At 49.3% G+C, this 10,187-nt stretch carries 13 protein-coding genes; 5 read left to right on the top strand and 8 right to left on the bottom strand.

The window, feature by feature from the left end; genetic code table 11:
* Positions 1 to 141: 141 nt before the first annotated feature.
* Positions 142 to 2,754, top strand: a complete 2,613-nt coding sequence (locus H6F90_RS19315; RefSeq protein WP_190553917.1) for a hypothetical protein — start codon at positions 142 to 144, stop codon at positions 2,752 to 2,754.
* A 167-nt stretch (positions 2,755 to 2,921) separates the two neighbouring features.
* Positions 2,922 to 3,038: a photosystem I reaction center subunit VIII gene (gene psaI, locus H6F90_RS19320; protein ID WP_190436145.1), complete on the top strand. Its 117-nt coding sequence runs from the start codon at positions 2,922 to 2,924 to the stop codon at positions 3,036 to 3,038.
* Between the two features lie 161 nt (positions 3,039 to 3,199).
* Here the strand turns inward: psaI and H6F90_RS19325 are convergent, their stop codons facing one another.
* The 6 genes from H6F90_RS19325 to H6F90_RS19350 all read right to left on the bottom strand — a co-directional run bounded on the left by H6F90_RS19325 (position 3,200) and on the right by H6F90_RS19350 (position 5,516).
* Positions 3,200 to 3,319 (bottom strand): photosystem II reaction center protein J, encoded by a 120-nt coding sequence (locus H6F90_RS19325; RefSeq protein ID WP_190436142.1) that lies wholly within the window; start codon positions 3,317 to 3,319, stop codon positions 3,200 to 3,202.
* Positions 3,320 to 3,389: 70 nt separating this feature from the next.
* Positions 3,390 to 3,515, bottom strand: a complete 126-nt coding sequence (locus H6F90_RS19330; RefSeq protein ID WP_190436139.1) for a photosystem II reaction center protein L — start codon at positions 3,513 to 3,515, stop codon at positions 3,390 to 3,392.
* Positions 3,516 to 3,523: 8 nt separating this feature from the next.
* Positions 3,524 to 3,658 (bottom strand): cytochrome b559 subunit beta, encoded by a 135-nt coding sequence (gene psbF / locus H6F90_RS19335; protein WP_190436135.1) that lies wholly within the window; start codon positions 3,656 to 3,658, stop codon positions 3,524 to 3,526.
* Between the two features lie 26 nt (positions 3,659 to 3,684).
* Positions 3,685 to 3,930 (bottom strand): cytochrome b559 subunit alpha, encoded by a 246-nt coding sequence (gene psbE / locus H6F90_RS19340; RefSeq protein WP_190436132.1) that lies wholly within the window; start codon positions 3,928 to 3,930, stop codon positions 3,685 to 3,687.
* Positions 3,931 to 4,067: 137 nt separating this feature from the next.
* Positions 4,068 to 5,078: a photosynthesis system II assembly factor Ycf48 gene (locus H6F90_RS19345; protein WP_190436129.1), complete on the bottom strand. Its 1,011-nt coding sequence runs from the start codon at positions 5,076 to 5,078 to the stop codon at positions 4,068 to 4,070.
* Between the two features lie 102 nt (positions 5,079 to 5,180).
* Positions 5,181 to 5,516 carry a rubredoxin gene (locus H6F90_RS19350; RefSeq protein WP_190436126.1) on the bottom strand — a complete coding sequence of 112 codons (336 nt, stop codon included), beginning with the start codon at positions 5,514 to 5,516 and terminating at the stop codon, positions 5,181 to 5,183.
* Positions 5,517 to 5,971: 455 nt separating this feature from the next.
* Here H6F90_RS19350 and ndhC point away from each other — a divergent pair, with 455 nt between their 5' ends.
* The 3 genes from ndhC to H6F90_RS19365 are packed head-to-tail and all read left to right on the top strand — an operon-like array spanning position 5,972 to position 7,609.
* Positions 5,972 to 6,334 carry a photosynthetic/respiratory NAD(P)H-quinone oxidoreductase subunit C gene (ndhC, locus tag H6F90_RS19355; RefSeq protein WP_190436122.1) on the top strand — a complete coding sequence of 121 codons (363 nt, stop codon included), beginning with the start codon at positions 5,972 to 5,974 and terminating at the stop codon, positions 6,332 to 6,334.
* Positions 6,331 to 7,074 carry an NADH dehydrogenase subunit K gene (locus H6F90_RS19360; RefSeq protein WP_190553921.1) on the top strand — a complete coding sequence of 248 codons (744 nt, stop codon included), beginning with the start codon at positions 6,331 to 6,333 and terminating at the stop codon, positions 7,072 to 7,074. Before ndhC ends, H6F90_RS19360 begins: the two co-directional genes overlap by 4 nt.
* Positions 7,067 to 7,609, top strand: coding sequence for an NAD(P)H-quinone oxidoreductase subunit J (locus H6F90_RS19365; protein WP_190553918.1), 543 nt, complete (start codon positions 7,067 to 7,069; stop codon positions 7,607 to 7,609). The genes H6F90_RS19360 and H6F90_RS19365 overlap by 8 nt, the downstream gene beginning before the upstream one ends.
* Before the next feature lie 94 nt (positions 7,610 to 7,703).
* Here H6F90_RS19365 and leuD read toward each other — a convergent pair whose 3' ends face one another.
* Both leuD and leuC read right to left on the bottom strand, forming a co-directional pair.
* On the bottom strand, positions 7,704 to 8,306 hold the full coding sequence (gene leuD, locus H6F90_RS19370; RefSeq protein WP_190553919.1) for a 3-isopropylmalate dehydratase small subunit: 603 nt from the start codon (positions 8,304 to 8,306) through the stop codon (positions 7,704 to 7,706).
* A gap of 12 nt (positions 8,307 to 8,318) precedes the next feature.
* Positions 8,319 to 9,722: a 3-isopropylmalate dehydratase large subunit gene (gene leuC / locus H6F90_RS19375; RefSeq protein WP_190553920.1), complete on the bottom strand. Its 1,404-nt coding sequence runs from the start codon at positions 9,720 to 9,722 to the stop codon at positions 8,319 to 8,321.
* Between the last annotated feature and the right edge of the window lie 465 nt (positions 9,723 to 10,187).

Raw genomic sequence — 10,187 nt, forward strand, 5'->3', positions numbered from 1 at the left:
CGATCAGAAACGTCTAGATTGCTTCTGGAGCGATCCTGTCGCGACTAGGACTGCTAATTTAACCCAGCAGTCTTTTTTGCCGCCAAACTAATTCACCACCTTAAGTAACGTGCGGTGGGCATCCCCTTGCCGAGGGTTGAGATGGAATACTGGGAATTTCTACTACAGAAAGAGGGCGATCGCTCCTGGCTACCTCTAGAGTCCCCCGATGTGGAAATCTTAGAGGGACGCTATCGAGTGGTTGCCCGCTCTAGCCGCGCTAATACAAGCGTCGAAATCCGAATTACACATCAAATTGACGACGAAGTATCGCCCAAGCGACGGGCGCAAAAACGATTTGGCCGCACCAATAAAGACGGATTGATGGTGGTTTTCCCCTTTACCCGGATGAAACCCGGATTATGGGAAATTCGTTGCGTGGGCGATCTGATGTCAGACTTTATGGGCCAAAGCTGGCAACATATTGTCTGTTTACAAGTATTACCGCAGGAGTTTGAGTCTGAGACGGATTGGGATCCTGAGTGGGAAATGCAGGATGAAGAAACGACAGACCCCTCCTCACCATCAAACTCAGCAGTTACTACAGCGACAGTTGCTGATCTGAATCAAGAGCCAAGTCAGCATCATGCCGAACCTGAGCCAGAACCAGATGCACTCACGGTAGAACCGGAAGTTGCTGTCCAATTTGAGCCTACTGTAGAAGCAACGCCAGAAGCAGCGCCAACGCCTGGTACACCAGAGATTGTAAATAGTACGCACCACCTGACTGAGGTCACTGACTATTCTGTAGAACAGTTGCAGTACATTGCTGAGCGAATCTCAGAAGCGGAAGCCAGCCTCTTACCCGAAGCAAGTCCTGACGAACATCAAGCTAGTGCCGCGATCGCGAACCCTGATCCTGAGAATGTTCCGCCATCTGCGATCGCGGTTCCGTCAGAGACAGAAGCTGATTCCCCCGCTTTAGGGGATTTTGCGATACCTGCGACTCCTGATCCGCTGCTAGAAACAGCCGAGTCAGCAAGTTTACCGCTACAACTAGTACTGGCTGAAGCTGCCTATATGACCTCTTGGGGGCAGCCCTTTACGTTGTCTGGTCGAATTGAATTGAAAGAGCCAGAAATTGCTACAGCAGCGATCGCTAGTCTTCCGGCTGAAATTCGTTCGGGTCAGGGAGAATTGCTTGTTGGCTTGCGCGATCCCCAAAGCGGTCAGGTTTTGGTTGAGGTGCGGCAGCCTGTCGCCAACCCACAGTTGCCCTATTCATTTAGTTGCACCCTCGAAATTCCCTTAAGTTGCAGAACCCGCTTGCTGCTCGGAGAAGTTGCCTTCTACCGCTCAGCCGTCACGACAACAGATACAGAGTCAGCTAGCGCAGAATCAACCCGCTCAGAATCGATAGACACAGCGATCGCCAGCCAGTCCTTTACACTCACCGCAGACGTAGACGAGTTACTGGACGCGATCGCTGCCGACTTGAGTGAAGCTCAGTTGTTGGATTTACCTTCGCCTGCAACGTCAGAGGCTGAGGCTGAGCCCGAACCTGAACCTGCTGACTCTACTACAGACACTCAACCGTCAGAGCGGGCTTATTTAAATCTCTCCTTCTTAAAGGTTGGAGAGCAATCGCAAGATAAGCCGCCATTCTACATTCAACCCTCGACAGGTTCGCCGCTCCCGCCCCAAATCTATCACTCCCATCAATCTGAAGCTGCTAAGACTCCAGCCCTGCCCGTGATTCGAGGATTGCATCCAGGCCAAGCTGAACTGCCTGTAGAAGCAGTGATAGAAGCAGACATCTCAGAAATTGATGATTCTGCAACAATTGTGGAAGACATACAGCTGGAACCATCTCTGGCTTTCATCGATCTCGACTCTGACTTAGGAGAGCTTGACTCTGATTTAGGAGACGTTGATCTAGCTGTCGCGGAGATAGATATGACAGCGACAGTAGACTTGTCTAATGACGAGTTGGCTGAGACTGCAACGACTCCAGAGGAGAGTGAGCCTGCGGTAGAGACTACCTCTCAATCTTTGAATTTTCAGGAGCGTTTCTGGGCTCGGCTGAATGCTCTAGCTTCAGATGCAAACCTCTCAGAGTGGTTGAAGGAGGATGATACTGATTCATCCAGCACCGCTGATTTAGCCGATTTAACAGAACCCCTCCCGGAAGCTGGCTTAGCACATAATTCAGCGACTGATCACAACTTGGGCCTGTTATCTAACAGCTTGGCGGCACCTGAAAATAGCGAGATGATTGTCCATCCGACCGCAAGACCTCCAGAAGATCAGTGGGTTGCTCAAGAAATTGTCGTCGAGGATGATCCAGTCATAGCATCGCCTCTACCCGCTGAACCCACCCCCGAAGTGCTTAGCCCTGCTTTACTTGAGCCAGATGCGATCGTCCCTAATCCTCAACTGGAAGTCCAAACTGGGGAGTTGGTTTCTGGTAAGCCCGTGTCTGTACGAGTCAGAATGCCAGATTTACCCTGCCGAATTTATGTCAAACTTTGGGTTAACGATCGCCAAACCCGATCGCTCCTAGATGGCCCCCGTTGGCTGGTTGACTTTACACCAACTGGGCTAGGAGATTTAGAAGCAACCACTCAAATGACCGTACCCTTCGGCAGCTTAGAGATTCAGTTTGAAGCGATCGCGATCGAAATGGCAACTCAAAGGGAGAGCCACAAAGTGGTAGCTACTAGAATGGTGGTGCCGCCTGATACCCCCACATTGTCATATCCCGAATGGGACTAAGGGATGATGCCAAAGATAGTGAAACGCAAAATATTTTAGGCTGATCTGTGCTCTAACTCTTGGCCAGTCACATTTTTGTTAAAAATCTTTAGCAGATAGAAATTTAGCCATCGATTCGCAGTAAATTCGGTCTTGGAATTGTGCAATCTTAGATAGGAAACTTTTCTATGGCAGCTTCATTTTTGCCCTCAATCCTAGTCCCCGCTGTAGGTTTACTCTTTCCTGCCGTGGCAATGGCTTTTCTGTTTATCTACATCGAGCGCGAAGATCCCTCAGGCATCTAGTTTGGTACTGAATTAAAAGTAGCCAAACCATAAAAACTCTCATAACAAAAAACCACCTACTTCTAAAGGGTAGGTGGTTTTTTACGCTGAGTTTTAGACAAGCAAATGTCAAAAATTCGAGACGATAGAAAATTCTGAGTTCAAACCAGCTTTTGTGTGAATCAAACAGATGAACCTAATCCCGCGTAGGCCCCATAAAAGAAAAGTCCTAAAATGCCAATGGCACCCAGACCTGCAACAGTAGCAACAACCCACAGAGGAATTCTTCCAGTTCCAGACACAGCTTTTACCTCCTAATTAAAATTGAATAAAACTGGCTGATTAAACAATAGCCAGTTAGCTTACATCCAGTTAGTTGAAGAAATAACTGGAGAACAAAATACCCAGAACAAAGACCAGCAGTAGTCCCAAGTACAGTGAAGTACGGTTTAGCTCAACAGGCTGCTTGTTAGGGTTATTAGAAGACCGATCTGCCATTTCTTTTCCTACCGATGAATAAATTGCATAGATGCGATCGCGCCCAAGAAAAAGATGGTTGGCACGGCTAGGGTATGAACAGCCAGCCATCTAACTGTAAAAATCGGATAAGAAACGGGTTGATTGGGAGTATTGGTAGTCATGATCTAGAACCAAAGTTTGAAAACAATTACTTGAGGAATTGATTGATCTGCTCTTTTGACTCGAAGCGATCTTGCACAATTGGCACTTCTTGACGAGTCTGAGTGAAGTACTCATTGGGTCTAGGAGTACCAAACACATCATATGCTAGACCAGTGCTGACAAAGAGCCAGCCTGCAATAAATAATGCAGGGATTGTAATGCTGTGAATTACCCAATAGCGAATGCTAGTAATAATGTCGGAAAATGGACGCTCACCAGTAGTACCGGACATTCAGATTTCTCCTCTGACAACAACACAAAGCTTAAGTACTATCATACGGAACGATAGAAACAGTCACAAGCAAGTCATCTGCTGAAAGAGCTAATTTTGACTACTTATGACTGCACAACTGTCAAGCAAGCTCATGATTAAGCAGACTTCACTGAGGCTTGATACTTGAGTAAGGTACCTCTCTGGCCAATGACAAATCCTTGGTCAGGACTCAGGAAGACTACCTTGTAGAAATTACCAGGAATGTTTTCTACATCTCGATCTTTGAGCCAAGTTTTGCCGCCATCTAAGCTACAAAGCAAGTTGCCGCTGCCGCCGCTCACCCAAAGCTCGTCCGGAGTTCGGTAAGCCAGGTCCAAAAATCCCCAACTAGTCGCGGATTCTGGGCTGTTTGCGGTCTGCCAAGATTCAAAGTCATTGGCTTCACTAAATTGAACTTGGCCACCCCGCGCTAGCATCCACAGGCGACCATCTGGCGTGAAGCCCATGTTTTGGACTCGACGAGAACTATTGCGGTTATGTGGCTCCCACGCTTCTTGTCCAGGTCGCCAAACAGAGTAAAAATTACCCTTAGCAGAGACAGCGACATATTGGCCATCGCTAGAGCGAGAAATGTTGCGGACGACACCCACAGCTTCTTGAACTTCAGCCTTCCAATTTTTACCGCCATCTGTAGTGCGATAAATGGCTCCAATATCGGTAGTCATTTGAGCCGTTTGGGGACCAAGGGCCAACACCGTATTCGGAGAACCGGGGAGTTTGGCACTGAGGGGAATTCGTGCCCAAGATTTGCCCCCATCGGTGGTATGGAGCAAGAGACCAGGTTGTCCAGCAATCCATCCCTCTTCGCCATTGAAACTAACTGAATCAAAGCGGTACTTCTGATCGCCTAAATTGAGGCTGCGAAGTTCCCACGTTTCGCCGCCGTCGTTAGTTTCCAATAGGGTAGAGTTGCTGCCAACTACCCACCCATGCTTGCGATCGCTCGCGAAGCTGATGTCTGCGATCGTGGCATCCGTCGGCAATTGGACAAGCTGCCAAGGGTTGTAATCCAAAGAGCTTAAATATCGGTTAGCGCAGCTAGCACATAGAATAACTACGGCTAGCAACATTACAATTCGTTTCAGTGTTCTCACAATCGAGTTCATCTCGCTTCAGCCTATACCTGGAATATTTGATCAATAGTGTTTGGTGTTTCAATGAAGGATTTTAAGGAGCCGCGATCGCGTTGCTGAGGGCGCTCCATTCCTTCACTGCAAACCGTAGAGGCTGAGAAATAGTAAGAACCCCAGCCCCAAACCTCCGAAGATTAGTAAATTTTTCTGCCCAGGGGTGAGTTGGTTGACTCCAAGGCCATAGCTTAAGTTTTCCCGAAAACCGGAAGCGGCACCTGCTGGTCCAACACTGGTAAACTGTGTAACTTTGGCACCGCAAACTGGACAGCGCCAATCAGCAGGCAACTCTTCAAAAGCAGTTCCTGGGGGGATTTGACGCTTGTCATCCCCCTTCACTGGTTCGTAGACATAGCCACATGCTCTACACTCATGGCGGTCTAGAGATTGAGGATCAACAGCTTCAGTGCTCATGACGAGAAAAACAGAGGGGTGAGGATTTGATCTAGGCCAACGATCTATATAGAAGATCTATATAAAAGATCTCTTCCTTAAAATATCTGTTAAAGATTATGACACACCCTGTTAATCTTCCTGTCATGTGCCTGTTGTTTCTCACCAATTGCTAGCTATAAAAATTCTGCAACCAGCTCTATGGCTTACTTATAACGGCACCCTGCCACTCTTAGAGCAGCCAGCAAAAGAGATTTAAGATGCAGTAAATGTGTTGAGTGGAGTGATGCACCAGGAATTTATACTCAAGAAGTGGGTAAGTGGGGTGAGTCCTAAGGCCAATTTAGCTTGACTGAAGGATGAACTCGGCAGTTTCTGTCGAGCCACCTCATGAGGCGCTCCAGTTTACGGTGAGCGTGTCAAAATGTAAATGAAAAGCAGCACAAGTTCTTTCACTAAAGCGGTAGTTATTAGCAGTGTTTGTTCTTAGTGGTTACGAGTACTTTTTAGGCTTTTTAATTATCTGTAGCCTGGTACCTGTCCTGGCCCTGAGCGCGTCTAAGTTATTGCGCCCTCGGCTCCGAGGTCCTGAGCGTCGCACCACCTACGAGTCAGGGATGGAACCCATTGGGGGTGCCTGGATTCAGTTCAACATTCGCTACTACATGTTTGCCCTAGTCTTTGTCATCTTTGACGTAGAGACGGTGTTCTTGTACCCTTGGGCCGTCGCGTTCAACCAATTGGGGTTGCTAGCTTTTATCGAAGCCCTAGTTTTTATTGCGATTCTCGTGATTGGTCTAGTTTACGCTTGGCGTAAAGGAGCTTTGGAATGGTCATGAGTCCCAAAGATGCGGCTCAAAATGGCGCAATTTTGCAGCCAGATGAACAAATTATCAACCCCATTGAGCGTCCCCAAGTGACGCAAGCGCTGTCCGAGAATGTCATTTTAACGACTGTAGATGACCTTTATAACTGGGCGCGCCTCTCTAGCTTGTGGCCTCTGTTATATGGAACTGCCTGTTGTTTTATTGAGTTTGCGGCTCTCATCGGATCCCGCTTTGACTTCGATCGCTTTGGTTTGATTCCGCGTTCTAGCCCGCGTCAAGCTGATTTGATTATCACTGCGGGCACGATCAACATGAAGATGGCTCCCGCTTTAGTCCGTTTGTACGAGCAGATGCCTGATCCGAAGTACGTGATTGCAATGGGTGCTTGCACAATTACGGGTGGAATGTTTACCGTAGACTCGCCTACCACAGTACGCGGCGTGGATAAGTTGATTCCTGTCGATGTCTATTTACCCGGTTGCCCCCCACGTCCAGAAGCAATCATTGATGCGATCATCAAGCTGAGGAAGAAAATCGCCAATGACTCGATGCAAGAGCGCGGTAAGCAGGGCCAAACTCATCGCTACTACAGCATTGCTCACAAAATGAAGCAGGTGCCTGACATCACGACGGGGACTTATCTGCAAGTTCCAAGTCGTCAAGCGCCACCTAAGGAACTTACAGAAGCAATGGGCCTACCCGTTCCACCCGCTTTGAAAGCCGCAGAGAAGGAGGAAATTCGTCGTGGCTGAAGAATCTAATGCCCCTGAAAACGGAGCAGAACAGGCTCAGGCACCAGCTCCTATCGTCGAGGCTGGTAGAATCTCCAAATGGCTGAGTGAGAACGGATTTGAGCATGAGTCTTTAGGGCCTGATCGCTCTGGCGTAGAAATGCTCAAGGTCGATCGCGATTTTCTGATTCCAATCGCGACTGCTCTTTATGCTTATGGCTTCAACTACCTCCGCTGCCAAGGTGGATACGACGCGGGGCCTGGGCAAGAGTTAGTTAGCTTTTATGACCTCACCAAGGTCAGTGACTACAGCGATCGCCCAGACGAAGTGAGAATTAAAGTATTTCTCCCTCGAGAAGATCCCAGAATTCCGTCTGTCTATTGGATTTGGAAGACCGCTGACTGGCAAGAACGGGAGTCGTTCGATATGTTTGGGATTGTCTACGAAGGACACCCCGATTTGAAGCGCCTACTGATGCCCGAAGATTGGGTAGGCTGGCCGCTCCGCAAAGACTATATCTCCCCTGACTTCTACGAGTTACAAGACGCCTACTAATTTGAGTTGCTGCGAACAATTTAAACCTCACCCCGCCTACGGCACCCCTCTCCTTCAAGGAGAGGGGATGGGGGAGAGGTTTTTTGTTTGAGGCTTAAGCCGTTTTTGACCAAGAAACGTAAGGTAGTTTCGCAGCAGTCGCCCGAATTTGATCCGCTTGCGCAACGAGTTGACCGCAAGCATCCCAAGTGCCACTGGTGAACATTTGCCGTGGACCTGCCCCCATTGATACGCCAATGGTGAGGTCGCCACATTGCACCTGCATGGCTTCTAGGTCTACTTTGACTTCTGCCTGCGGATTAGCCGCGATCGCCTCTTGTAACTGCTTAGCATCTTCTGGAGCTGCCATCACACAAGGCACTCCTAACGCCACACAGTTGCCAAAAAAGATTTCTGCAAAACTCTCACCCACGATCGCTTCAATACCCCATTTAGCAAGAGCTTGAGGCGCATGTTCACGCGAGGAACCACAGCCAAAGTTGCCGTTGACTACTAGGATCTTGGCTCCTTGGTACTGTGGCTGATCAAAAGGATGCTGCCCTTGGGTTTGAATGCGATCGTCTGCGAATACTTGTGCGCCTAAACCATCAAAGGTGACACAGCGTAAAAACCGCGCTGGAATGATGCGATCGGTGTCAATATCATTGCCGACCAAGGGCACACCCCGCCCCACTACTGCCTTAACTTCGCTACTCATGACACCCTCCCCCTACAACAATTCACGAACATCGGACACTTGACCTGTGACTGCGGCGGCTACCACCATTGCTGGACTCATCAGCAAAGTACGACCCGAAGCCGAACCTTGACGACCTTTGAAGTTGCGGTTGGAGGAAGAAGCGCTAAGCTGACGGCCTTCTAGCTTGTCCGGGTTCATGGCAAGGCACATCGAGCAACCCGGTTCACGCCATTCAAAGCCTGCTGCGACAAAAATCTTGTCTAGACCTTCGGATTCTGCTTGCTGCTTGACTCGCTCTGAGCCAGGAACGATGAAGGCTTTGACTCCCTCGGCCACTTGTCGTCCTTGAGCAAACTTAGCCGCTTCGCGCAAATCGCTGATCCGACCGTTGGTGCAGCTACCGACAAAGCACACGTCCACCTTGGTGCCTTGAATCGGCTGTCCGGGTTGCAAGTCCATGTAACGGTAGGCTTCGGCTGCGATTGGTTGCTCGTCAGCGGGCAGCATCTCAGGTGTCGGCACTAGTTCGTTAATCGCAATGCCCTGGCCAGGAGTGATGCCCCAAGTGATGGTGGGAGCAATGTCAGCCGCATCGAAGACTACTACATCGTCATATTCGGCAGCAGTATCACTCCGAAGGCTTTGCCACCAAGCTACAGCTTTGTCCCATGCTTCGGCTTTGGGAGCAAAGTCGCGACCTTGGAGGTATTCAAAAGTAACTGCATCGGGGTTGACGTAACCACAGCGAGCACCCCCTTCGATCGCCATGTTGCAGACGGTCATGCGTTCTTCCATGCTCATCTGCTCAAAGGTGCTGCCTGCAAACTCATAAGCGTAGCCAACCCCACCCTTGACACCCAGTTTCCGAATGATGTGGAGAACTACATCTTTGGCGTAGACTCCAGGCTTCAGAGTGCCGTTAACTTCGACCTTGCGGACTTTTAGCTTGGCAAGTGCCAATGTTTGAGAAGCTAAGACATCTCGCACTTGGCTGGTACCAATGCCAAAGGCGATCGCACCAAAGGCTCCGTGGGTGGAAGTATGGCTGTCTCCACAAGCGATTGTCATTCCAGGCTGAGTGAACCCTAACTCTGGGGCAATTACATGGACAATGCCTTGACTGCCCGAGCCAACGTTATAAAAACGAATCTGATGCTCTTCACAGTTTTGCTCTAGGGACTGCATCATTTCTTCGGCCAAGCTGTCGGCAAAGGGACGCGCTTGGTTCTCCGTGGGCACGATGTGGTCTACCGTTGCCACTGTCCGCTCTGGATATAGCACTTTTAGGCCGCGATCGCGCAGCATGGCAAAGGCTTGAGGGCTGGTGACTTCGTGAATCAGATGCAGACCAATAAACAGTTGCGTTTGGCCTGAGGGAAGGATTCCAACTGTGTGTAAATCCCAGACTTTATCGAAGAGTGTGCCTTTGCTCATGCTGACGTTCGGTACTTAGTGCGCTAAGGAATCAATCCACTATTCTAACGTAGAGCTGAGCTTCGCTCTTAGGGAGGATTTTTACCCAACGTGAGCAGAAATTAGCGATCGCTCAATTCAAACAGGTTGGTCGTGCATCAAAATGTAGTGGGTTCGGTAAAGTAGCAAGGCACTTACCCTCAAGCATGATCTTTGGAATGCAGCCTCTGTGCTTACCCCCGCATCCATAAGCATGGCAAAGCTCCTAACGGTAACCAACGATATTTCTGTCCGCAGTGCCAGCAAACGTTCAATGAATGCTTTGCCACCTTGTACTACCATCTCCAAGTCACGCCAGAACAGATTCGACAGTTATCCCTCATTCATCACTCTAGGCAGAAGAAAAATGTTGCATAGGAGCCGAAGGAGTCAACGGTGACCAACCTGGAAAGGCATTGATGATCCTGATGAGCTTAGCAAAGCCAC

The sequence above is a fragment of the Trichocoleus sp. FACHB-591 genome (assembly GCF_014695845.1).
Lineage (GTDB): Bacteria > Cyanobacteriota > Cyanobacteriia > FACHB-46 > FACHB-46 > Trichocoleus.